Origin of the sequence: Streptomyces pacificus, from assembly GCF_011766325.1 — a bacterium.
GTDB classification, from domain to species: domain Bacteria; phylum Actinomycetota; class Actinomycetes; order Streptomycetales; family Streptomycetaceae; genus Streptomyces; species Streptomyces pacificus.
On record NZ_BLLG01000002.1, the window covers coordinates 113,453 to 135,422 of the forward strand.

The window sequence follows — 21,970 nt, forward strand, 5'->3', positions numbered from 1 at the left end:
GGCCGGGGCCGTCGCACGGTGCCCCGATCCGGGCGGGCCGGGTCGGGGCACCGGCCGGGCGGGCCGGGTCAGCCCTGCTGGAAGAGTTCCGCGGGCAGAGGCTTCAGCAGCGCGTACAGGTCGTCGGTGATCGGCCGGTCCCAGCTCGCGATCGTGACGAGGACATTGTCGCTGCGGTCGAACTGCACGCAGGAGATCCGGCTCTGGGAGAGCTTGACCCTGCGGACGATCAGCAGGTTGTCGCCCTGCATGACGGGGACGTCCTCCGTGCCGGCGACCGTGACCTCCTCGTCGTCCTCGAGCGCCGCGAGCAGCTGGGCGACTTCGAAGGGGGCCTCCCCCTCGGCGATGTCGCGGGCGGGCGAGCCTTCCGGCAGATTGCCGATGATCATCGCGGGGCCCCGGCCGCCGAACAGGTCGTAGCGCAGGAAGACGCCCTGGCAGCTGCCGTCGGGCGCGGGAAGCAGCCCGGCTCCCAGATTGCCGGGCCAGTCCCCCGGGTCCATGGCCAGGACGTCGAAGTCCGGGCCCGCGGGAGTGGAGGCGCTGCGGCGGCGGAGGAAGGACATGCCGACATGGTACGTGCCCGGGGCGCGATGCCGCCGACGGGGCGCACGCCCGCGCGACGCCCCGGTGTGACTGCGCCGTGCCGCGTGACGCACCGCAGCGGGCGGGCCGGGGTGGCGGTCCCGCGGTGCCACGCCGGGGCCGCCGCCGGAGGGGCGGATCAGGTGAGGTCGAACTCGCCGTGCCGGGCGTTCATGACGAAGGCCCGCCATTCCGCAGGACTGAAGATCAGTGACGGGTTCTCCGGGCGGCGGCCGTTCCGCATGGCGATGAAGCCCTCGACGAAGGCGATCTGCACGTCGCCCGCTCCCTGCGACCCCGACTGCCAGTCCGCCTGGCTGAGGTCGAGGTCCGGCTTGTCCCCACCCGAAAGCGGCTGCTCTGTGGTGATGATGTCGGCCACGTCCGTGCTCCTCCCGGTTCTTCGTCCGGGGTCAGCCTAGCGATCGGGGCCGGTCGCGGACAGGCTGCCGCGGCGGGAGTCGCCGCCGGAAGGCCGGGCCGGGCCCTCGAGGGGCGTCACTCCTCGCCGCGCCGCGGCCGCCGACACGCCGCACTCTCCCACACGCCACAGCCGCCGACACGCCGCACCCGTGGCAGGCCACACCTCCGGCAGGCGGCCTCCTCTCCCGGAGCGGCGCGACCGCGGCCGGGCCCGGCGCTCAGGTCTCCGGCGGCCCGGCCCCGACCAGCCACATGGAGAAGAACTGGGAGCCGCCGCCGTAGGCGTGGCCGAGGGCCTTTCGGGCCCCCGCCACCTGGTGCGCACCCGCCCGGTCCCGCACCTGGAGGACCGCCTCGGCGAACCGGATCATCCCGGAGGCGCCGATGGGGTTGGTGGACAGCACCCCTCCGGACGGGTTCACCGGCAGGTCCCCGCCGAGTTCCGTCACACCGGACTCGGTGAGCTTCCACCCCTCGCCCTCGGCCGCGAATCCCAGGTTCTCCAGCCACATCGGCTCGTACCAGGAGAAGGGCACATACATCTCGACGGCGTCGATCTCGCGGCGCGGGTCGGTGATACCCGCCTGCCGGTAGACGTCCGCCGCGCAGTCCTTGCCGGCCTGCGGCGACACGAAATCCTTGCCGGCGAACAGCGTCGGTTCGCTGCGCATCGCGCCGCCGTGCACCCAGGCCGGGGGGTACGGCGCGCGGGAGGCCCCGGCCCGGTCGGCAAGGACCATGGCGCAGGCGCCGTCGGAGGACGGGCAGGTCTCCGAGTACCGGATCGGATCCCACAGCATCGGCGAGGACTGCACCTTCTCCAGGGTGATGCCGTGCTCGTGGAGATGCGCGTAAGGGTTCCGCAGCGCGTTGCGCCGGTCCTTGTACGCGACCAGGGAGCCGACGGTGCCGGGCGCGCCGCTGCGGCGGATGTAGGCGCGCACATGCGGGGCGAAGAACCCGCCCGCGCCCGCGAGCAGCGGCTGCTGGAACGGGACGGGGAGCGACAGGCCCCACATCGCGTTCGATTCGGACTGCTTCTCGAAGGCGAGGGTCAGCACGGTCCGGTGGACCCGGGCCGCCACGAGACCTGCGGCGACCAGTGCCGTGGAGCCACCGACCGATCCCGCCGTGTGCACCCGCAGCAGCGGCTTGCCGACGGCGCCGAGGGCGTCGGCCAGATAGAGCTCCGGCATCATCACGCCCTCGAAGAAGTCGGGGGCCTTGCCGATGACGACGGCGTCGATGTCGGCCCAGTCGAGGGCGGCGTCGTCCAGGGCACGGCGCGCGGCCTCCCGGACCAGCCCGGCGATCGACACGTCGCGGCGGGCTGCGACGTGCTTCGTCTGGCCGACGCCGACGACGGCCACCGGCTCCTTAGCGGGCATGCGGTTCTCCTTCGAGGACGGCGACCAGGTTCTGCTGCAGACAGGGGCCGGAGGTGGCATGGGCGAGGGCGCGGTCACAGGTGCCGCGGTGGACGGCCGCGGCGGCCTCGCCCACGCGGATGAGGCCCGCCGCCATGACGGGGTTGGCCGCGAGGGCACCTCCCGAGGGGTTGACGGTGACGGAGCCGCCGAGGCGCAGGGCCTTGCGCAGTACCACCTCCTGGGAGGTGAACGGGGCATGCAGTTCGGCGGTGTCCACGGGCCGCTCGAAGGCTCCGGCGCGTTCGGCGGCGAGTCGGGTCGACGGCGAGTCGGTGAGGTCCCGCACGCCGAGGGCGTGCGGTTCGACGCGGTGGTCCATGCCGCGGATCCAGGCGGGGCGGGCGCACAGCTCCCGGGCGCGGTCACCGGCGGCGAGCACCACCGCGGCCGCTCCGTCGCCGACGGGCGGGCAGTCGCCGGTGCGCAGCGGCCGGACGACGTACCCGCCCTGCGGACGGGGCCCGCGGAGCTGCGCGTGCGGGTTGCCCTCGGCGGCGGTCCTGCTGCGCTGCGCGATCGCGGCCAGGGCCGGCTCGTCCGTCTCCCCCGAGTCGATGAGCGCCTGGGCCTGGAGGGCGGCGAGCGCGATGGAGTCGGGCCACAGCGGCGCGAGGTAGTACGGATCCAGCTGGCGGGTCAGCACATCCCGCACGGAACCGGGCGAGGACTTGCCGTACGCGTAGACGAGGGCCGTGTCCGCCTCGCCGGTGAGGAGCTTGACCCATGCCTCGTAGAGCGCCCAGGCACCGTCCATCTCCACGTGCGACTCCGCGATGGGCGGCCAGGCGCCCACCCCGTCGAGGGCCATCGTGAAGGAGAACGCCCGGCCCGCCAGGTAGTCGCACGAGCCGGAGCAGGTGAAGCCGATGTCGCCGGTGCGCAGCCCGGTCCGCCCGAGGACGTCGTGGAGCACGGGCATGAGCATCTCCACCTCGGAGACCTCCTCGCTGCTGCGTACGTGGTCGGTCTGGGAGAAGGCGACGATCGCGACGTCTCGCATGGCTACAGCAGCTCCCGGTAGGTGTCGTAGTCCGCGTCGGGTTCGCCGGTGGGGCGGTAGTGGTCGGGGTGCCGGCCGCCTTGCGTCCACACCGGTTCGACGCGCAGGCCCATGCGCACCCGGTCATACGGGATGCCGGCGATGCGTGCGTGGAGCGGCAGGTCGGCACCGTCGAGCGCGATGTGCGCGTAAACGTAGGGCACTTCGATATCGAGGTTCTTCGCCTTGATGTTGACGATGCAGAACGTGGTGACGGTGCCCCGAGGACCGACCCCGACCTGTTCCGAGGTGGCGACGCCGCAGGTCGGGCAGGCACCGCGGGGCGGTACGTACACCTTGCGGCAGGAGGGGCAGCGCTCGCCGGTGATCCGGCGCTCCGCGAGGGCGTTGATGAAGCGGCTCTGGGCGCGGCCGGGTGTGTAGGTGTAGTCGAGCCGGGCCGGGGCCACGACACCGGTCACGGGGTCGTCGAACGCACCGCTGTGGGGACGCGGTCCGGCCGCCGCACGCCTCCCGGCACCCGGGGCCGCGGGATCCACCCGCCTCCCCTCTCCGTTCGCGGGCCCGCCTGCCTTTCCGTGTCCGGCTGCGTGTCCGGCTGCGTGTCCGGCTGCGTGTCCGGCTGTGTGGCGGTTCCCGCCTCCCCCTTCGCGGTTCCCGCCGCCGCTCTCACCGCCGCCTTCGTCGCCGTTCTCGTACGGCTCGAAGCAGGCGATGTCCGTGATGGCCCCGCCCCGGTCCTGGGCCCACCGGACGCGGACGCGCATGCCCGTGCGCACGGCGTCGGGGCCGGGGGCGTCGAGAGCGTGGAGGAGGCCGGTGTCGGCGCCGTCGAGCCTCACCAGCACCCAGGCGAAGGGGGTCCGGAGCGGCTGGCCCCGGCGCGGGTCCGGGTTCCAGGCCCAGGTGGTGACAGTGCCGGCGGTGCCGACCTGGACGAGGTCGCCGATCTCCTCGGAGGTCTCGGGGTCGTACTCGACGGGCGGTACGAGGACCCGGCCGCCGGCGGTCCTGACACCGAGCACGGTGCGTTCGCGAAGTCCCGTGAGGAAGGCGGACTGCACGGGGCCGAGGGAGCGGGTGAACGGGAACTCGACGACGAGAGGGGCGCGCGGCACTTCCGGTGCCGAGGGCGCCCCGGACGCGGGGGTGGCGGACATGGGACTCCTTCTGCCGCTTGTGCTGCCGGACGTTCTGCCGCGCCCTCTGGCGCATGCTCCCCTCTTGTGCGGAGGCCGCCGTGTCTCCCGCCGGCACCGCGCCGCCTCTCGCACCCGCTGCTCCACGGCTGCGCGGGCCGGCCCCGGCCCGTCCGCGGACTGCCGTGGTTCTCCCGCGCGGCGTAGCCGGGTCGGGTCACCGGGTGTGACAGCCGGTTTCGGCCCGCCGGGGCCGGGCCGGCGGGGCGGTGGCCGCGGGGCCGGGGGCTCCGCCGCGCGCGACCGGGCGGTGGAGCGGTCAGGCCCTGCGGTACTGCGGTGAGCGGTTCTCGGCGAAGGCGCGGGCGCCCTCCTTGGCGTCGGCGGTGTCGAAGACCGGCCAGCCGCGTCTCAGTTCTGCGGCCAGCCCCTCGGTCTCAGTCATCTCGGCCGTCTCGTACACGGACGCCTTCACCGCCTCCACGGCGAGCGGTCCGCAGGCGTTGATCCTCTCCGCGATGTCGAGGGCCCGCTCCAGAGCGGCGCCGTCGGGGACGACACTGCCGACAAGGCCGATGCGCGCCGCCTCCACAGCCGTGTAGGAGCGGCCGGTGAGCAGCATCTCGAGGGCGTGGGTACGCGGGATCTGGCGCGGGAGCCGCACGGTGGAGCCGCCGATCGGGAACAGGCCCCGGCGGACCTCGAACAGCCCGAACACGGCGCTCTCGCCGGCCACGCGGATGTCCGTGCCCTGAAGGATCTCGGTGCCGCCGGCGATGCAGGGGCCCTCGACCGCGGCGACGACCGGCTTGCGGGGGCGGTGGTGGCGGAGCAAGGCCTTCCAGTGGAGGTCCGGGTCGGCCTTGAACCGGTCGCGGTACCCCTCGCCGTCCATCCCCTTCCCCGCGAGGGCCTTGAGGTCCATCCCCGCGCAGAACGAGCCGCCGGCGCCGGTCAGGACGACCGAGCGGACGCCGTCGTCCGCGTCGGCCTCCAGCCAGGCGTCGTACAGCCCCACCAGCATGGACAGCGACAGCGCGTTCCTGGCCTCGGGTCTGTTCAGCGTGAGCACCAGCGTGGCGCCTTCGCGCCGCACGGTGAGGTGTTCCGTACCCGCCATTCCCTTCCTCCCGTCTCGAGACCTAGAACAGGTTGCAGGAGCGGGCGGAGCAGTTCAATAGTTTTCTGACAGTCAGTCAGATTTGTTGGGTGAGGGCCCTTCCCAGTTGCGGACGGTGGCGCTCTAATGACCGCTCCGAGGCGGACACGGTGCGGCCGGGGTCAGGAGGAACGGTGGAATACAACCTTGCCGACCTTTTCGAGTCTGTCGTCGACGTGGTGCCCGACCGCGAGGCGCTCCGCTACGTCGACCATCCCGGAACGGGCGCGCGCCGGACGCTCCGCTACGCGCAGCTCGACGCAGCGGCGAACCGGATCGCCCACCACCTCGCCGACGCGGGGCTCAGGCCGGGGGAACATCTCGGGCTGCACCTCTACAACGGCGTCGAGTACCTGCAGACGCTGCTCGGCTGCCTCAAGGCACGTCTCGTCCCCGTCAACGTGAACTACCGCTATGTGGAGGAGGAGCTGGTCTACCTGTTCCGCGACGCCGACCTCGCGGGCCTCGTCTTCGACGCCGAGTTCACGGGGCGGGTGGCGGTCGCGCTGCCGCGGGCCGAGAAGCTGCGGTACCTCCTGCGCGTCGGTGAACCGGAGCGGGACGCGCCGGCGCTGGACTGCACGGCGTTCAGCGCCGCCGAGGCGTCCGGCTCGCCGGAGCGCGGTTTCGCCGAGCGGTCGGCGGACGACCGGTTCATCATCTACACGGGCGGCACGACCGGACTGCCCAAGGGGGTGCTGTGGCGCCAGGAAGACCTCTTCTTCGCCGGGCTCGGCGGCGGCGCGCCCACCGGTGAGCCGGTGCACCGGCCCGAGGAACTGGCGGAGCGGGTCGCGGCGGGCGGCGGCGGCCTCACCTTCTTCCCCACTCCCCCGCTGATGCACGGCACCTCGACGCTCACCGCGTTCATCGGCTTCGGTTTCGGCCAGCGGGTGGTGCTGCACCGCAAGTACGTGCCCGAGGAGGTACTGCGCACGATCGAGCGGGAGCGGGTGACGTCCGTGTCGCTGGTGGGTGACGCGATGCTGCGCCCGCTCGTCGACGCGCTGAACGGCCCGCTGCAGGACACGGACCTGTCGTCGCTGCACAGCGTGTCGTCGTCCGGCGCGATCCTGTCCGAGACCGTCCGGGAGCAGTTCAGGGCGCTGGCGCCGCATGTGATGCTGCTGGACAACTTCGGCTCGTCGGAGTCGGGCTTCAACGGCACCGCCGCGGGGGACTCCGGCCGGGGCCGGGGGCTCCGGCTGCGGGTCAACCACCGGACACAGGTGGTCGACCCGGTCACGCACGAGCCGGTCGCCCCCGGCCAACCGGGCCGCATCGCCCAGCGCGGCCATGTGCCGCTCGGCTACTACAACGACCCGGCCAAGACCGACGAGACCTTCTTCCGCAGGGGAGGCGAGCGCTGGGTGCTGCTCGGTGACATGGCGACGGTGGACGGGGAGGGCGTCGTCACGGTGCTGGGGCGCGGCTCCCAGTGCATCAACACCGGCGGGGAGAAGGTCTATCCGGAGGAGGTGGAGCAGGCCGTCAAGGCCCATCCGGACGTCTACGACGCACTGGTCACCGGGGTGCCCGACGCAAGATGGGGCAACCATGTGGCCGCTGTCGTGCAGTTGCGCCCGGGGGCAGCCGCCCTGGACCTCGAGTCCGTCCAGGCGCACTGCCGCGGCCGGCTGGCGGGGTACAAGATCCCGCGGCAGCTCGTCCTCGCGCCCGTCATCCAGCGCTCGCCGAGCGGCAAGGCGGACTACCGCTGGGCACGGGACGTCGCCACGGCCGACGACGGCCCCGGTACCGGGGCCGGTACCGGGGCCGGGTGAACCGAGCGGGGCACCGGGACGTCACCACCGCCGACGGCGAGACCGGCGCGGAGCGGACCGAGCGGGGCACCGCGGCAGGCTCCCGGCCCGGCGGCCCGGCGCCGCGCGGGCAGCGGTCGCCCGCGCATCCGCAGACGACGGACGACGGACGACGGACAAGGACGGCAGGCGGCAGGCGGCAGGCGGCAGCCGGCGGACGGCGGACGGCGGACGGCGAGGGCGACGGAGCGACGGAGCGACGGAGCGACAGCCACCGACCCACCGAGCGGTGGCTCACCCGCTCCCGGCCCGTCCCGCAAGGCGCCCATGCGGCCCTTCTCGGGCACCCGGCGGCTCGATCCCGTTGAGCAGAGTGGATCAGCCGTACGTAATCCCCGGCAGGGAGCACCAAGCCACCTCCGGAGGACCCCCATGGCCGAAGCCGGCAGCAACGTCACCGAGCTCTTCCGCGCGTCGACGGCACACAGCCCGTCGTTCGCCGCACTGAGCCGGGCCACCGGCGACCACCAGCCGATCACCGACTTCTGCATCCCCTGCAACCCGTACTTCCCTCCACCGGAGATGTTCGAAGAACTGGGAGACCGGCTGCGGGACATCCTCACCTACTACCCCAGCAGCGCGGACACCATCACCGCTGAGCTGTGCTCCGTGCTGGGTCTCAACCCGCAGACCGTGGCCATGGGCAACGGCTCCACCGAACTGATCACCTGGATCGATCATCTGCTGGTGCGCGAGTCGCTGGCCGTGCCGGTGCCGACCTTCGGCCGGTGGACGGACCAGCCGATGGAGACGGGCAAGCGCGTCGACATGTTCCCGCTGCCCGAGTCCAGCGGATTCGCGCTCGACCCGGCGTCGTTCGTCGACTTCATCCGCGCGCGCGGCTCCCGCACCGCCGTCATCTGCAATCCGAACAACCCGGACGGGGGCCTGCTGCCCCGGCACGGCGTCCTCGCGCTGCTCGACCAGCTCCAGGACCTCGACCTGGTGGTCGTGGACGAGTCGTTCCTGGAGTTCGCCGACGCCGAGGCGGACTCCAGCGTCGTCGCCGACGCGGTGCTGCGCCCCAACACGGTGGTGCTGAGGAGCCTGGGCAAGAACTTCGGGCTTCACGGGGTGCGCTTCGGCTACCTCGTCGCCAACCCGGGCCTCGCCGGCCGGGTGCGGGCGGCGCTGCCCAAGTGGAACCTCAACTCCTTCGCCGAAACAGTGGTGTTCATGCTCAAGGAGTACCGGATGGAGTATGCGCACAGCCTGCGGCTGGTGCAGCGCGACCGCCAGGAGATGATCTGGCACCTGAGCCGGCTGCCCGGGCTCACCGTGTACCCGTCCCAGGGCAACTTCGTGTACGTACGGCTCCCGGAGGGCGCCGACGGCGCCCTGCTGCGGAACCGGATGCTGGAGGAGCACGGCGTGCTGGTGCGGGAGTGCGGCAACAAGATCGGCAGCTCCAGCAGCTTTCTGCGCCTCGTGGTGCGGCCGAAGGCGGATGTCCAGCGGCTGGTGGCCGGGCTGGAGCGGACCCTGTACGCGGCACCCGCGGCACCCGTGGCTCCCGCGATACCGGGGACGCCCGCGATACCCGCTGCGCCAGGGGTACCGGGGATGCAGGGGGCGCATGAGGCATCCGGGGCGGCCCTGCCTCCCGGCCAGCACCTGGTGCCCGCCGTTCCGGCTCCCGGCCCGATGCCCATGCCCATGCACGCGCCCGCCCGCCCCGGACCAGCACACGCACCACACGCGCCGGCGCACACCCCGGCGCACGCACTGCCCTACGGCTCCGGCACGGCTGCGGTGGACCGGCTGGTGCAGGGGGCCTGAGCCCGCTGCGGCCCCGCGGTCACCCCCCGTCCGCCCCGGCACGATCCCGCCGGCCTTGCGGCCTCCCGGTGCCGCACCGGCCTGATGGAGACGGGCGCCCCGGGCCCGTCAGCCGGCGGCGGCACCCGCCGCCACGCCCCGGGGCGGCCGCCCCGCACGCGCCCGTCAGCCGGTGGACAGTCCCGCCGCCGCCCCCGACAGCGCCTCCAGGACGGGGCTGAGCAGCGGATGGCTCTCCGCCCCGCGCCGGACCGCCGCGAAGACCCGCCGGGTGGCGGCGGGACCCGCGACCGGCAGGACGACCGTGTCCTTCAGCTCCATGCCGCGCAGCGCCGACCGGGGTACGAGGGCCACTCCGGCGCCCGCCCCGGCCAGGGCCACCACGGCCCGGAAGTCGTCGGAGGAATGCGTGAGGCGGGGCGTGAAGCCGGCGAGCTCGCAGGCCAGGAGCATGACGTCGTGGCAGGGGTTGCCGGGGTAGGGGCCGATCCAGTCGCCGTCGGCGAGGGCCGCGAGCTCCACCTCGCCGCCGTCCGCGAGGGGGTGACCGCAGTGCAGCACCGCGTCGAAGGGCTCCGCGTACAGCGGGACCCGCGCGAGGCGCAGGTCGTCCTCGCGCGGGGCGCCCCGGTACTCCACGGCCAGGGCCAGATCGGCCTCCCCGTCGAGGACCATCGGCAGGCTCTCGTCGCCCTCCGCGTCCCGTACGCGCACCCGGATACCGGGGTGGTGCTGGGCGAGCCGTCCGAGCGCCGGGGCGAGGACCTCCGCGATCCCGGTGGCGAAGGAGGCCGCCGTGACCTCGCCCGCCGCGCCGCCCGCGTACGCGGCGAGCTCGGCCTCCGCCCGCTCCAGCTGGGAGAGGACCGCGTGGGCGTGGCCGAGCAGGATCTCACCGGCGGCGGTCGGCGTCACGCCCCGGCCGCTGCGGATGAGCAGGGTGTGGCCGGTCTCCTGCTCCAGCGCCGCGAGCTGCTGGGAGACGGCCGAAGGGGTCAGATACAGCGCCGCGGCCGCGGCGGTCACCGTACGGTGGTCCGCCACGGCACGCAGAATGCGGAGCCTGCGGGGATCGATCACCCTGCCATTGTCACCCGGGCGTCCGCGAACGCCGCCACCGCCCGCTCCACGTCCTCGGTGGAGTGCGCCGCGGAGAGCTGGACCCGGATGCGGGCCTGGCCCATGGGGACGACCGGGTACGAGAAGCCGATCACGTACACCCCGCGCTCCAGCAGCAGCTCCGCCATGCGGCCCGCCTCGGCGGCGTCGCCGATCATGACGGGGGCGATCGGGTGGTCGCCGGGGAGGATCTCGAAGCCCTCCTCGGTCATCCGGCGGCGGAACAGGGCGGTGTTCGCGGCGAGCTTCCCGCGCAGGTCGCCCGCGGACTCCAGCAGGTCGAGGACCTTGAGCGAGGCGGCGGCGATCACCGGGGCGAGCGAGTTGGAGAAGAGGTAGGGGCGGGAGCGCTGGCGCAGCAGCTCGACGATCTCGGCACGGGCAGCGACATAGCCTCCGGAGGCGCCGCCGAGGGCCTTGCCGAGGGTTCCGGTGATGATGTCGACGCGGTCCATGACGCCGTGCAGCTCGGGGGTGCCGCGGCCGCCGGGGCCGACGAAGCCGACGGCGTGCGAGTCGTCGACCATGACCATGGCGTCGTAGCGGTCGGCCAGGTCGCAGATCTCCGGCAGCGGGGCCAGATAGCCGTCCATGGAGAAGACGCCGTCGGTGACGATCAGCTTGCGGCGCGCGCCGCCGTCTGCGGCCTCCTTGAGCCTGGCCTCCAGCTCGGCCATGTCGCGGTTGGCGTAGCGGAAGCGGGCGGCCTTGGACAGGCGGATGCCGTCGATGATGCTGGCGTGGTTGAGGGCGTCGGAGATGACGGCGTCCTCGGGGCCGAGGAGGGTCTCGAAGACACCGCCGTTGGCGTCGAAGCAGGAGGAGTAGAGGATCGTGTCCTCCTGGCCCAGGAACACGGACAGGCGCCGCTCGAGCTCCTTGTGGACCTCCTGGGTGCCGCAGATGAAGCGGACGGACGCCATGCCGTAGCCCCAGCGGTCGAGGGCTTCCTTCCCGGCGGCGACGACCTCGGGGTGGTCGGCGAGCCCGAGGTAGTTGTTGGCGCAGAAGTTCAGCACCTCACCGGGGGCGCCGCCCGCGGTGACGGCCACCGAGGCCGACTGGGGGGTGCCGATGACCCGCTCGGGCTTGTGGAGGCCGGCGGCGCGGATCTCGTCGAGGGTGGCGCGGAGGTCGTCGCGCACGGAGGCGTACATACGGGGTGCTCCCTTGGGGGTGTGGCTGCGGGCGGCTGATACGAGGCGCTGCGGGGACCCGCCGCGTGCCGGGTCGAGGGGGTCAGGCGGTCCAGTCGAGAATGATCTTGCCACTGCGGGCGGTGGCGGCCTCGTCGAAGGCGGCGTCGAAGTCCCGGTAGCCGTAGCTGCCGGTGATCACGGGACTGAGGTCGAGCCCGCCCTCCAGCAGCACCGTCATCGCATACCAGGTCTCGAACATCTCGCGGCCGTAGATCCCCTTGATCGTGATCATCGAGGTGACGATCCTCGACCAGTCGACGGCGAACTCCTCCGCGGGCAGGCCCAGCATCGCGATCCGGCCGCCGTGCGTCATGTTGCCGATCATGTCGCGAACGGCCTCGGGGCGGCCGGACATCTCCAGGCCGACGTCGAAGCCCTCCCGGAGACCGAGTGCACGCTGCGCCTCGGCGATGCCGGACTCCGCGACATTGACGGTGAGGGTCGCTCCGGCCTTTCGGGCCAGTTGCAGCCGTGGCTCGCTCACATCGGTCACCACGACGTTGCGGGCGCCCGCGTGGCGGGCGACGGCCGCCGCCATGACACCGATCGGGCCCGCTCCGGTGATCAGGACGTCCTCGCCGACGAGCGGGAACGACAGCGCGGTGTGGACCGCGTTGCCGAAGGGGTCGAAGATGGCGGCGACGTCCAGGTCGACCCGGGTGCGGTGCACCCAGACGTTCGACGCGGGCAGGCTGACGTACTCCGCGAACGCGCCGTCGCGTCCCACGCCCAGCCCCACCGTGCTGCGGCACAGATGGCGGCGGCCGGCCAGGCAGTTGCGGCACTTGCCGCAGACCAGGTGGCCCTCGCCGCTGACCAGGTCGCCGACGGCGATGTCCGCCACGGCGGCACCGACGGCGGCGACCTCTCCGACGAACTCGTGGCCGGCCACGAGCGGGGTGGAGATCGTCTGCTGCGCCCAGCCGTCCCAGGAGCGGATGTGGAGGTCGGTCCCGCAGATACCGGTGCGCAGGACCTTGATCAGCACATCGCCGGGGCCGTACTCGGGCTCGGGGACGTCCATGAGCCACAGCCCGGGCTCGGCGTGCTGCTTGACGAGTGCCTTCATGACTGCGGCTCCAGGCGGGGCGAGGGGGGTGACCAGGCATGACGTCCCGGCGTGGGGTGATGTGCACCAATCTGCCGAGCGTCGGGCGTTCAGTCCATCGAGATCTTCTTAAGCGGGCCGACAGCGGAGCTTCACGGCGGGGGGCCGCCGATGAGGAGGAAGCCCGCCACGGTGCGGCGGAAGGCGCCGGGGTCGTCCAGCCACGGGTAGTGGCCCGCGCCGGGCTGCACGGCCGCCGCGCCGTGCGGGAACACGGCGGCGATCTCACGTGCGCGGGCCGGGGTGGGGGCGCCGTCGTACTCGCCGGCGAGCACGAGGACGGGCGCCTCCAGCGCGGCGAGCGCCCTGCGCGCGGCGTCCGGGTCGAAAGCGCCCTCGGTGTAGTAGCCGCCGCGTGCGTGCGGGTCGGTCTGGTGCGCGTCGTCCGCGGCGTGCTTCCGGGCTGCGGCGTCCCAGCGGCCGTACATGAAGGGCACGGCATCCGGCCAGAGGTCGTCGGGTTCCGCCCCGCCGAGGAGCGCCTCCCAGGCCGTGCGGCCGGCCTCGTACCAGGGCTCGCCGCGGCGCAGTGCGACCGCGCCCCGCCAGTCCTCCCGAGTGGCGGCGATCCCGAGGGCGCGGGCGCCGGGGGTGACGAGGACCAGGGATTTCACCCGTGCGGGGTATGCCGCCGCGTACAAGAGGGCGAGGTTGGCCCCCGCCGAGTGGGCGAGTACGTCGGCGCGGTCGAAGCCGCAGTGTTCGCGCAGCGCCTCGACATCGTCGACGAGCCGGTCGCAGCGGTACGTCGCATCGTCGTCGGGGACCGCGGAGTCGCCGCTGCCGCGCAGGTCGAGCCGGATGAGCCTGCGGTCCGCGGTCAGCCCGCCGAGATCACCGAGGTACGCCGAGGCCCGCATGGGCCCGCCGGGCAGGCAGACCAGCGGCTCGCCCTCGCCCTCGACGTGGTAGGCGAGCACCGTGCCGTCATGCGCGGGGAAGGTCGGCATACGGTGATCCTCACCGGGCGGCGGCGATCCCGCCAACGGATCGGCAGACCGCGGCCCGCCCGGCGCCCGCACCCACGACCGGTCGGGGCCGAAGCCCCATGCGCCCGGTGGGGGGTGACGGGAGTCCCGGGCTCCCGCGCTCCCCGGCCGAAGGGCCCGCCGCGCGCGTCGCGGCTGCGGCTGCGGCTGCGGCTGCGGCTGCGGCTGCGGCTGCGGCTGCGGCTGCGGCCAGGCTCGACGAGCCGCGCACCGGACCTCGCCAACGGCGTGGCCCCGGTCCGGGGACACCGGAGCTGTCCGCCGGCAAGCTTGAGCGGATCGTCTGCCCGACCTGCGCTGAGCCCGGTCCGCCCGCACCCCGCCGACTCCGTGGGCGGCCGCGCGATGCGCGCTGCCCCGCAGCACCCGGTGCGGGGCGTGGAACGCCGCCGGATCCCGTCCCGTACCGCTCGGGCACCCCGCACCGCTCGGGCGAAGAGGCCCTGCGGACCGGCCCCGGGGCCGCGGACCGGGTACTCAGCTCGTCATGCCCGGTCGTCGACCGGGGAGTTCGGCATTCCGTACCGCGTCCGAGGCCAGGGCACTGGCCGCGCCCAGGCCGGCGAGGACACCGCAGGCGGCGAACACCGGGGCGGCGCCCCAGGCTCCGATGGCGGCGCCGACCAGCGGATAGCCGAGGGGGGCGAGACCGACCATGGTGAGCATGACGACGGAGGTGACCCGGCCGAGATAGGCCGGGTCCGCCGCGGTCTGGATGAGTGCGCTGTCCAGGCCGCCGAAGACGCCCGCGCACAGCCCGATGGCCGCGGCCAGCACCACGGCGAGCCACAGGGCCGGCACCAGGGCGATCGTGGCGGCGCCCGCGGAGCCCGCGAGCAGCGTCCCGACCATCAGCAGGCCGGCGCGCGGCAGCCGGCCGGCGATCGCGAGCAGCGCGGCACTGGCCGCGGCTCCCGCACCGAAGCCGCCGACGATCCAGCCGTAGCCGGAAGGGCCCCAGCCGCGTTCGGCGTTGAGGAGGACCATGCCGACGTTGAGGGTGGCTGCGAGGCCGAGTTCGCAGACGGCGCCGACGGCGACGAGCGGGCCGATGAGGCGGTGGCGGCGGATGTAGCGCAGGCCGTCGAGCAGGTCCCCGCGCGCGGTGCCGGGCTCAGAACGCGCGGTGCGGGGCTCGGGACATGCGGTGCCTGGCTCGGGACATGCGGTGCCTGGCTCGGGCCGTTCGCCACCGGGTGCCCCGAGGGGCCGTATCCGTACGGTCAGCAGGAGCGGCAGGGACAGGGCGATGAGCAGCCCGGCGACGGTGAAGGCGGCCGCGGGTCCGCCCAGTCCCATGGCCAGGCCGCCGACCGGCGGGCCGGCGACCTGGCTGAGGCGCGTCGACAGGGAGCGCATTCCGGTGACCCGGGCCAACTGGTCGGGGGTGGTGATGCGGGGCGGGAGGGCACCGACAGCAGGCACGAACAGCGCGTCGACGGCGCCGAAGGCGAGCGCCACCGCGACCAGGATCCACAGGGCCGGCGCCGTCGCTGCGAGGGCGACGGCCATGGCCAGGACGAGGAGGCAGCGCAGCGTGTCACTGCCGAGGATCACGCTGCGGGGGCCGAACCGGTCGGCCACCACGCCCCCCGCGAGCATGAACAACGCTCGTGGCAGCGCCCCGGCCGCCATGACGAGGCCGACTTCGGCCGGGCCGGCGGCCTTCTGGGCCGACCAGCCCAGTGCGACGAAGTACACGCTGTCGCCGACGAGGGAGACCGTGTAGGCGGTGAGCCAGCGCAGCACGTTGCCGTCGCGGTGGGCCGGTGTACCGGCGTGTTCGGGCAGGTCGGTCTGCGCGGTGGTCATGGGCGGCTCCGGTCGCGTGGGAAGTCCGGCCGTGTCAGGGCCGGAAGGGAAAGCCGTAGAGGTGCACCGACACCTGCTCGCGGTCCTCGGCGCCACCGGCGGCCTCGGCGGCCTTGCCGCGCTCCCGCCAGCGCCGGGCGATCGCCGCGAACTCCTCGCTCATCTCGGCGAGTTCGGCAGGGGTGAGGCGGAGCAGCCACTCGGCGCTGAAGGACGCGTCGGTCCATGCCCTGCCCCAGGCGGGCTTCTGGTCGAGATACGTGCGGTACTGGGCGACGCGGGTGTCGAACATGCCCCGGGCCACCGCACCGGCGGCGGCGGCACCCTCGGGCGTGTCCGCGAAGTCGGAGGCGCGAAAGCCCCAGCCGTCCTCGGATGCCACCTGCCACCACCGCTCCCGGCCGTCGGCGCCCCGGCCGCTGGCCTCGCTCACGAAGCCGTGCTCGGCCAGCTTGCGCAAGTGGTAGCTGACCAGCGAGGGCGTTTCGCCGACCTGTCGGGCGAGTTGGGAGGCGGTCGCGGTCTCCGCCGCGTACAGCAGCCGGTAGAGCTGCATCCGCAGCGGGTCCATGAGCGCCCGCAGTCGTGAGAGGTCGGTGATCTGCTCGGGTTCGCGCTTCGACGGCATGCGCTGAGCATAGATATGAAGTACCCACTTCGCAATAATCGCTTCGGAGTTGTCGCGGTGCCGCGCTCCGGCACGCCCTCGCGACCCTCGACAGGCCAGTTGCCTCGGCGGGACCCGACGCCTCCTTCGCGCAGGTGGACACGGACGGGGTCCTCGCGGGGCTCCGCAAGAACAGGGAGCGGCAGCAGGGGCGGACGGGTGGCTTCGGCAGACCGGTTTCGGGAGGGCACAGGGGACCGGCTAAGCTCGGCAGCCGCCTCCGGTACCGGGGGCGCAACTCGTGTGGGGAAAGGGCTGGTTGACTGTGTGGCAGGAGGCGCCGATCTACGACCGGCTCGTCACCGAACGCGGTGATGTGCCCGCTCAGGTGCGCCAGGAGGCCGAGCAGACCCTGCGCGGTCTGGAGCAGCTGATCCGGCCGAGGGCGGCGTCTGCCGGCCCGCACACCCAGCAGGCGCAGCAGTTCCCGCCCGGCCGGTAGGCGCGCACTCCGGATCGCGGTTCCCCACCCGCCCGCAGCAGGGCCCGGGCGGCGCGGCACGAGCCTCGCCGGGCGGGTGGCGTCGCCGAGGACCGGCGCTCCGGGGAGGTCGCACCGAGGCGTGCGCGATCGCCCGGACGGTCCGCCGATGCCGGCGACGGCCGCGCCGGCTCCGGCGTACCGTCACACCGGGCGGTCGCGTCCCTCCCAATACGGGTCGCGAAGGCGGCGCTTGTACAGCTTGCCGTTGGGGTCGCGCGGCATCGTGCCGACGAAGTCCACGCTTCTGGGCCGTTTGTAGCCGGCGAGGCGGTGCTCGCAGTGGGCGAGGATGGCGGCGGAGAGCCCGGGTCCCGGGGCATGGCCCTCGGCCGGCTCGACGACGGCCTTGACCTCCTCGCCCCAGTCTGCGTGCGGGATGCCGAACACGGCGGCGTCGGCGACGGCGGGGTGGCCGAGCAGCACGGACTCGATCTCGGCGGGATAGATGTTGACGCCGCCCGAGATGATCATGTCGATCTTGCGGTCGCGCAGGAAGAGGTAGCCGTCCTCGTCGAGGAGTCCGAGGTCGCCGACCGTGAAGAAGTCGCCGATGCGGTTCCTGCGGGTCTTGGCCTCGTCCTTGTGGTAACTGAAGCCGCCGGTCGACATCTTCATGTAGACGGTGCCGACCTCGCCGGGCGGCAGCCGGTTGCCGTCGTCGTCGAACACGGCGAGCTCGCTGATGGGCCAGGCCCGGCCGACCGTGCCCGGCTTCTTCAGCCAGTCCTCGGCCGTGGCGAAGGCGCCCCCGCCCTCGCTGGCCGCGTAGTACTCCTCGACGCAACCCCCCCACCAGTCGATCATCGCCCGCTTCACCTGGGCGGGGCAGGGCGCGGCGCCGTGGACTGCGTGCCGCATGGAGCTGACGTCGTATCGGGCCCGGACGTCCTCGGGCAGCGCGAGCAGCCGGTGGAACTGGGTCGGGACCATATGGGTGTGGGTGCAGGCATGGGTGTCGATGAGCCGCAGCATCTCCTCGGGCGCCCACTTGTCCATCAGCACCAGCCGGTGGCCGATGTGCAGGGAAGCTCCGGCGAACTGGAGCACGGCGGTGTGGTACATCGGCGAGCACACCAGGTGGACGTTGCCGTCGAAGGGCCTGATGCCGAAGATGCCGAGGAACCCTCCGAGGTGTGTCTGCTCCGGTGGTGTGCCGGGCAGAGGCCGGCGGATGCCCCGGGGCCGGCCGGTGGTGCCGGAGGTGTAGTTCATGACCCAGCCGAGGGTGCGGTCGGCGGGCGGCACCGCGGGCTGGCCGTCGAGGAGCGCGGTGTACGGCCGGAAGCCGTCCACACCGCCGACGCCGTAGCGCCTGTCCGCTGGCAGCCCCGCCTCGTCGGCGGCCGCGGCCGCTGCGGCGCCGAAGCGCGCGTGCGCGATGATCACTCGGGCGCCGGAGTCGGCGACGATCCAGGCGATCTCGGGGCCGGTGAGATGGTGGTTGACGGGGACCAGGTAGAAGCCGGCCTGGGTGGCGGCGAGGTAGGCGGTGAGGAACTCGACGCCGTTGGGCAGGACGACGGCGAAGGCGTCGCCCCGCCGCAGCCCCGCGGCACGCAGCCCGTGCACGAGGCGGTTGACATCGCCGTGCAGCCGCCCGGCGGTCCACTCCTCGCCACCGGGGGCGATCAGCACCGTCCGTGCCGGATCGGCGGCGGCCTGCGCCCAGAAGCCCCCGGGGGACTCCGGCCGCGGGTCTCCCGACACCCGCCCACTCATGATCCACTCCTTCCGGCGATGCGCTGGACGCGGTCCACGGCGCGCTCGAAGCCGCGGGTCAGGTCGTCGAAGACCTGCTGGACGCTCCGCTCCGAGGTCATCCGGCCGACGATCTGGCCGACCGGAGTGCCGAGGAGCGGTTCGGCCTCCCACTTCTGGATGCGGGAGACGGCCTCGGCGACGAGGAGCCCCTGGAGGGGCATGGGCAGGGGGGCGGGTCCGTCGGGGCCGTCCCAGGCGTCGGTCCACGCGGTACGGAGCTGACGGGCGGGTTTGCCGGTGAGGGCGCGGGAGCGGACGGTGTCGCCCGAGCCCGCGGCGAGCAGCTTCGCCGTGAGGGCGCGGGAGTGCAGTTCGGCCTCGGTGGTGGTGAGCCAGATCGAGCCGAGCCAGACGCCCTGGGCTCCCAGGGCCAGCCCGGCGGCGATCTGCTCGCCGCTGCCGATACCTCCGGCGGCGAGCACCGGCAGCGGGCCGACGGCGTCGACGACCTCCGGGGTGAGCACCATGGAGGCGATCTCGCCGGTGTGGCCGCCCGCCTCGTAGCCCTGGGCGACGACGACGTCGATGCCGGCCTCGGCGTGGCGGCGGGCGTGCGCGGCGCTGCCCGCGAGCGCGGCGACGAGCACTCCGCGGTCGCGGGCCCGGGCGACGATGTCGGGCGGCGGGGAGCCGAGTGCGTTGGCGAGGAGACGGATCGGGTAGTCGAAGGCGATGTCGAGCTGGCCGCGGGCGACGTGCTCCATCCAGCCGGTGATCCGCCAGCCGGACGCCTCGCCCTCGGGCAGCGCGGGTACGCCGTGCGCGGCGAGGAGTTCCTCGACGAAGCGGCGGTGCCCTTCGGGGATCATGGCCTCGACCTCGGCCTCGGTGGCGCCTCCGGCTTTCGAGGCCGGCATGACGACGTCGAGTCCGTACGGCCCCCCGCCGGTGTGCTCCTCCATCCAGTCGAGGTCCCGTGCGAGGTCGCCGGGCGCGGTGTAGCGGACCGCGCCCAGGACGCCGAAGCCGCCCGCCCGGCTGATGGCGGCGGCGACCGCGGGGAACGGGGTGAAGCCGAAGATGGCGTGCTCGACTCCCAGTCTCTTGCTCAGCTCCGTCTCCATGGGCGCAGGATGCCGCAGCGGAACGGCCGAGGGAAGAGATTTCCTGATGCTGTGTCAGATTATCGTCGGCCCCGACGCCCTTCGGCGCCCGGGATCCCTGCGGCGACCCGGATCGGCGGCCGGGATCCCTGCGGCGAGCCGACTCCGTTCGGTGACCGATGCCGCTTTGCGGGACCCCGGCGCACGCGGGCGACGACGCGTCCCGCGGCATGGGCCCCGAGGGCGAGACCGGGTGGACCGCGGGGCGCGGGTCACGCGCCCCTGCCATCCTGTAGGGGTGTCCGGACGGAAGAGCCCACCCGGCGGCCGGTGGGACGCCGCCTCCGAACCCGGCCCCCAGGACCGGGCAGCAGGGACGGAGCAGGGACGTGACGGAGGCCTCGAGAGGCGGAGGGACCAGCCGCCGCCGAACCGGCGGCGGGCTGCTGGCACGGGGAGCGGCCGGAGTGGTCGGATCCGTTCCGGGTGCCGCCGCGGCGGCACCCGCCCCAGGCCGGGCCGGCGCGCGCCGCCGCACGACGCTGCGCCGCGGCACCCCCCGGCAGGCCGGGCTCCTCGCCGGTCCGCTGGAGCGGCTGGTGGCGGACGCCGAGGCATTCCTCTCCCCCTCCCCGCGGCGCCCCTGGTACGCCGGGGCCGTCCTGCTCGCCGGCCGCGGTGGCACGGTCGCCCTGCACCGGCCGATCGGCAAGGCCGTGCGCTACGCGGCCTACGACGAGAGGACCGACACCGGCGTGGAGCTCCCCCCGGAGCGGCAGATCGCCATGACCGAGGACACCGTGTTCGACCTGGCGTCGGTGTCCAAGCTGTTCACGTCCCTCCTCGCCGTCCAGCAGATCGAGCGGGGCGCGCTGGAGCTGGAGGAGAAGGCCGCCTCCTATCTGCCGGACTTCGGGACCGCGGGCAAGCAGGACGTCACCGTACGCCAACTGCTCACCCACACCTCGGGGTTGCGCGCCTGGATACCCCTCTACAGGGAACCCTCCCACGAGGACCGGCTCCGGCGGCTGTGGAACGAGGCACCCGCGATCCCTCCGGGCACCGGATACCGCTACTCCGACCTCAACCTGATCGCACTCCAGCTGGTCCTGGAGACGACCACCGGCCGGAGCCTGGACACCCTGCTCACCGAGGACGTCACCGCGCCGCTCGGTATGGACCGCACCCGGTTCAACCCGCCCCCCTCCTGGCGCCCCGGGATCGCCGCCACCGAGGACGCCCGGCAGCCGTGGTCGGGACTGGACCGCGGGCTGGTGTGTGGCGAGGTGCACGACGAGAACGCCCACGCGTTCGGCGGGGTCGCCGGGCACGCCGGGGTGTTCTCCCGCGCCTGGGACCTCGCGGTGCTCGCGCGCACCCTGCTCAACGGCGGCGCCTACGGCCGGGCCCGCATCCTCGCCCCCGAGTCCGTGGACCTGCTGTTCACCGACGTCAACACCGCGTTCCCCGGCGACGCACACGGGCTCGGCTTCGAGTTGTACCAGCACTGGTACATGGGCGCGATGGCCACTCCCCGCACCGCCGGACACACGGGTTTCACCGGCACCAGTCTCGTACTGGACCCCTCGACTGACTCCTTTCTGATCGTCCTCGGCAATTCCGTTCACCCGGTGCGGAACTGGCGCTCCGGCAGCGCACCGCGCGTCGCCGCCGCGGACCACCTCGCGCGCGCCGTGCCGGTACGTCCCACGCACGGCCGTACCGCCTGGTTCTCCGGGATGGCCGCGGCCGCCACGGCGACACTGGCGCTGCCCGAGGTCACTCCGTCCACCGGGCGCGCCCGGCTGCGCTGCTCCCTGTGGTGGGACACCGGGCCCGGTTCCGACGGGGTGTTCCTTGAGGTCTCCGACGACGGTGGCGCGAGCTGGCGCGCCGTGCCGTTCGAGACCCGGCGGCGAGGCGGGGACGCCGTGCCCCGGCCCGAGGGCCGGGTTTCCGGCTGGTCGGGCCGGGCCTGGCACGGCGTCGGGTCCGAACTGCCCACCGTGGGCGGCCGGCCGATCCGGCTCCGGTGGCGGTACACGACGGACCGGCGGTACCCCGGGCGCGGCGTGTACGTGGACGGCCTGCGGCTCACGGACGGCGGCGGGACGCTCTTCGACGGGGCGCGGCCCGGCGACGCGGCACGGATCGAGGCCGCCGGCTGGACCCGCTCGAGCGACTGAGGCCCGGTGAAGGACCCGAGCGCCCCCGGGCTCCGCCCTTCCCCCGTCGCGGCGGTCGGCCGCGGCGCCTGGGCGGGCCGGCGCCCCGCCCGCGCCCCGCACCTGCCGGACCGATCGGTCACCCGCCGCGCGCAAGGAGCGCTGACAACCGGAGGACAACCTGAGGACAACCGGAGAAGGAGCGGAGGGGGAGCGCGGGTGCCGCCCGGCGGACGGGCGTGGAGGGCACAGGCACAGGCACGAGCACGGAGCACAGGCGGA

The 21,970-nt window shown here is 73.7% G+C and carries 18 protein-coding genes; 4 read left to right on the plus strand and 14 right to left on the minus strand.

Annotation, left to right across the window (positions count from 1 at the left end):
* Positions 1-68: 68 nt before the first annotated feature.
* The 6 genes from SCWH03_RS03415 to SCWH03_RS03440 all read right to left on the minus strand — a co-directional run bounded on the left by SCWH03_RS03415 (position 69) and on the right by SCWH03_RS03440 (position 5,700).
* Positions 69-569, minus strand: a complete 501-nt coding sequence (locus SCWH03_RS03415) for a hypothetical protein (RefSeq protein ID WP_173261586.1) — start codon at positions 567-569, stop codon at positions 69-71.
* A gap of 158 nt (positions 570-727) precedes the next feature.
* Positions 728-970, minus strand: coding sequence for a DUF397 domain-containing protein (locus SCWH03_RS03420; RefSeq protein WP_173261588.1), 243 nt, complete (start codon positions 968-970; stop codon positions 728-730).
* Positions 971-1,229: 259 nt separating this feature from the next.
* Positions 1,230-2,399: a thiolase family protein gene (locus tag SCWH03_RS03425; RefSeq protein WP_173261591.1), complete on the minus strand. Its 1,170-nt coding sequence runs from the start codon at positions 2,397-2,399 to the stop codon at positions 1,230-1,232.
* Positions 2,389-3,441 (minus strand): thiolase family protein, encoded by a 1,053-nt coding sequence (locus SCWH03_RS03430; protein ID WP_173261594.1) that lies wholly within the window; start codon positions 3,439-3,441, stop codon positions 2,389-2,391. The genes SCWH03_RS03425 and SCWH03_RS03430 overlap by 11 nt, the downstream gene beginning before the upstream one ends.
* 2 nt (positions 3,442-3,443) lie before the next feature.
* Positions 3,444-4,601, minus strand: a complete 1,158-nt coding sequence (locus SCWH03_RS03435) for a Zn-ribbon domain-containing OB-fold protein (protein ID WP_173261596.1) — start codon at positions 4,599-4,601, stop codon at positions 3,444-3,446.
* Between the two features lie 298 nt (positions 4,602-4,899).
* On the minus strand, positions 4,900-5,700 hold the full coding sequence (locus SCWH03_RS03440) for a crotonase/enoyl-CoA hydratase family protein (protein WP_173261599.1): 801 nt from the start codon (positions 5,698-5,700) through the stop codon (positions 4,900-4,902).
* Between the two features lie 173 nt (positions 5,701-5,873).
* Here SCWH03_RS03440 and SCWH03_RS03445 point away from each other — a divergent pair, with 173 nt between their 5' ends.
* Both SCWH03_RS03445 and SCWH03_RS03450 read left to right on the plus strand, forming a co-directional pair.
* Positions 5,874-7,523, plus strand: a complete 1,650-nt coding sequence (locus SCWH03_RS03445; RefSeq protein WP_173261602.1) for an acyl-CoA synthetase — start codon at positions 5,874-5,876, stop codon at positions 7,521-7,523.
* Positions 7,524-7,934: 411 nt separating this feature from the next.
* Positions 7,935-9,341 (plus strand): pyridoxal phosphate-dependent aminotransferase, encoded by a 1,407-nt coding sequence (locus SCWH03_RS03450; RefSeq protein WP_173261605.1) that lies wholly within the window; start codon positions 7,935-7,937, stop codon positions 9,339-9,341.
* A gap of 165 nt (positions 9,342-9,506) precedes the next feature.
* On the opposite strand, the gene SCWH03_RS03455 is transcribed toward SCWH03_RS03450, so the two are convergent.
* The 6 genes from SCWH03_RS03455 to SCWH03_RS03480 form a co-directional block, all read right to left on the minus strand.
* Positions 9,507-10,421, minus strand: coding sequence for a LysR family transcriptional regulator (locus SCWH03_RS03455; protein WP_173261608.1), 915 nt, complete (start codon positions 10,419-10,421; stop codon positions 9,507-9,509).
* The gene (locus SCWH03_RS03460) at positions 10,418-11,617 is read right to left on the minus strand and encodes a glycine C-acetyltransferase (RefSeq protein ID WP_173261610.1); all 1,200 of its coding nucleotides are present in this window, start codon (positions 11,615-11,617) and stop codon (positions 10,418-10,420) included. The genes SCWH03_RS03455 and SCWH03_RS03460 overlap by 4 nt, the downstream gene beginning before the upstream one ends.
* 82 nt (positions 11,618-11,699) lie before the next feature.
* Entirely contained in the window at positions 11,700-12,728 is a 1,029-nt protein-coding gene (gene tdh, locus SCWH03_RS03465; RefSeq protein WP_173261613.1) for an L-threonine 3-dehydrogenase, read from the minus strand.
* 131 nt (positions 12,729-12,859) lie between these two features.
* Positions 12,860-13,717, minus strand: a complete 858-nt coding sequence (locus tag SCWH03_RS03470) for an alpha/beta fold hydrolase (RefSeq protein ID WP_173261617.1) — start codon at positions 13,715-13,717, stop codon at positions 12,860-12,862.
* A 516-nt stretch (positions 13,718-14,233) separates the two neighbouring features.
* Positions 14,234-15,568: an MFS transporter gene (locus tag SCWH03_RS03475; RefSeq protein ID WP_173261620.1), complete on the minus strand. Its 1,335-nt coding sequence runs from the start codon at positions 15,566-15,568 to the stop codon at positions 14,234-14,236.
* Between the two features lie 34 nt (positions 15,569-15,602).
* A complete protein-coding gene (locus tag SCWH03_RS03480; RefSeq protein ID WP_173261623.1) occupies positions 15,603-16,196 on the minus strand; it encodes an ArsR/SmtB family transcription factor in 594 nt (197 codons plus the stop codon).
* Between the two features lie 298 nt (positions 16,197-16,494).
* On the opposite strand from SCWH03_RS03480, the gene SCWH03_RS03485 reads away from it, so the two are divergent.
* Positions 16,495-16,677: a hypothetical protein gene (locus SCWH03_RS03485; RefSeq protein WP_173261461.1), complete on the plus strand. Its 183-nt coding sequence runs from the start codon at positions 16,495-16,497 to the stop codon at positions 16,675-16,677.
* Positions 16,678-16,860: 183 nt separating this feature from the next.
* On the opposite strand, the gene SCWH03_RS03490 is transcribed toward SCWH03_RS03485, so the two are convergent.
* Positions 16,861-18,438: an acyl-CoA synthetase gene (locus SCWH03_RS03490; RefSeq protein ID WP_173261626.1), complete on the minus strand. Its 1,578-nt coding sequence runs from the start codon at positions 18,436-18,438 to the stop codon at positions 16,861-16,863.
* Positions 18,435-19,544 (minus strand): NAD(P)H-dependent flavin oxidoreductase, encoded by a 1,110-nt coding sequence (locus SCWH03_RS03495; protein ID WP_173261629.1) that lies wholly within the window; start codon positions 19,542-19,544, stop codon positions 18,435-18,437. Before SCWH03_RS03495 ends, SCWH03_RS03490 begins: the two co-directional genes overlap by 4 nt.
* 368 nt (positions 19,545-19,912) lie before the next feature.
* Between SCWH03_RS03495 and SCWH03_RS03500 the strand changes: the two genes are divergently transcribed.
* Positions 19,913-21,709 carry a serine hydrolase domain-containing protein gene (locus SCWH03_RS03500; RefSeq protein ID WP_173261632.1) on the plus strand — a complete coding sequence of 599 codons (1,797 nt, stop codon included), beginning with the start codon at positions 19,913-19,915 and terminating at the stop codon, positions 21,707-21,709.
* Positions 21,710-21,970 lie beyond the last annotated feature (261 nt).

What these genes read in the sequence shown, in the direction of transcription:
- SCWH03_RS03415 (WP_173261586.1), bottom strand. Translation starts at nt 569, where the DNA reads ATGTCCTTCCTCCGCCGCCGCAGCGCCTCCACTCCCGCGGGCCCGGAC.
- SCWH03_RS03425 (WP_173261591.1), bottom strand. Translation starts at nt 2,399, where the DNA reads ATGCCCGCTAAGGAGCCGGTGGCCGTCGTCGGCGTCGGCCAGACGAAG.
- SCWH03_RS03430 (WP_173261594.1), bottom strand. Translation starts at nt 3,441, where the DNA reads ATGCGAGACGTCGCGATCGTCGCCTTCTCCCAGACCGACCACGTACGC.
- SCWH03_RS03435 (WP_173261596.1), bottom strand. Translation starts at nt 4,601, where the DNA reads ATGTCCGCCACCCCCGCGTCCGGGGCGCCCTCGGCACCGGAAGTGCCG.
- SCWH03_RS03440 (WP_173261599.1), bottom strand. Translation starts at nt 5,700, where the DNA reads ATGGCGGGTACGGAACACCTCACCGTGCGGCGCGAAGGCGCCACGCTG.
- SCWH03_RS03450 (WP_173261605.1), top strand. Translation starts at nt 7,935, where the DNA reads ATGGCCGAAGCCGGCAGCAACGTCACCGAGCTCTTCCGCGCGTCGACG.
- SCWH03_RS03460 (WP_173261610.1), bottom strand. Translation starts at nt 11,617, where the DNA reads ATGTACGCCTCCGTGCGCGACGACCTCCGCGCCACCCTCGACGAGATC.
- tdh (WP_173261613.1), bottom strand. Translation starts at nt 12,728, where the DNA reads ATGAAGGCACTCGTCAAGCAGCACGCCGAGCCCGGGCTGTGGCTCATG.
- SCWH03_RS03470 (WP_173261617.1), bottom strand. Translation starts at nt 13,717, where the DNA reads ATGCCGACCTTCCCCGCGCATGACGGCACGGTGCTCGCCTACCACGTC.
- SCWH03_RS03475 (WP_173261620.1), bottom strand. Translation starts at nt 15,568, where the DNA reads ATGACCACCGCGCAGACCGACCTGCCCGAACACGCCGGTACACCGGCC.
- SCWH03_RS03480 (WP_173261623.1), bottom strand. Translation starts at nt 16,196, where the DNA reads ATGCCGTCGAAGCGCGAACCCGAGCAGATCACCGACCTCTCACGACTG.
- SCWH03_RS03490 (WP_173261626.1), bottom strand. Translation starts at nt 18,438, where the DNA reads ATGAGTGGGCGGGTGTCGGGAGACCCGCGGCCGGAGTCCCCCGGGGGC.
- SCWH03_RS03495 (WP_173261629.1), bottom strand. Translation starts at nt 19,544, where the DNA reads ATGGAGACGGAGCTGAGCAAGAGACTGGGAGTCGAGCACGCCATCTTC.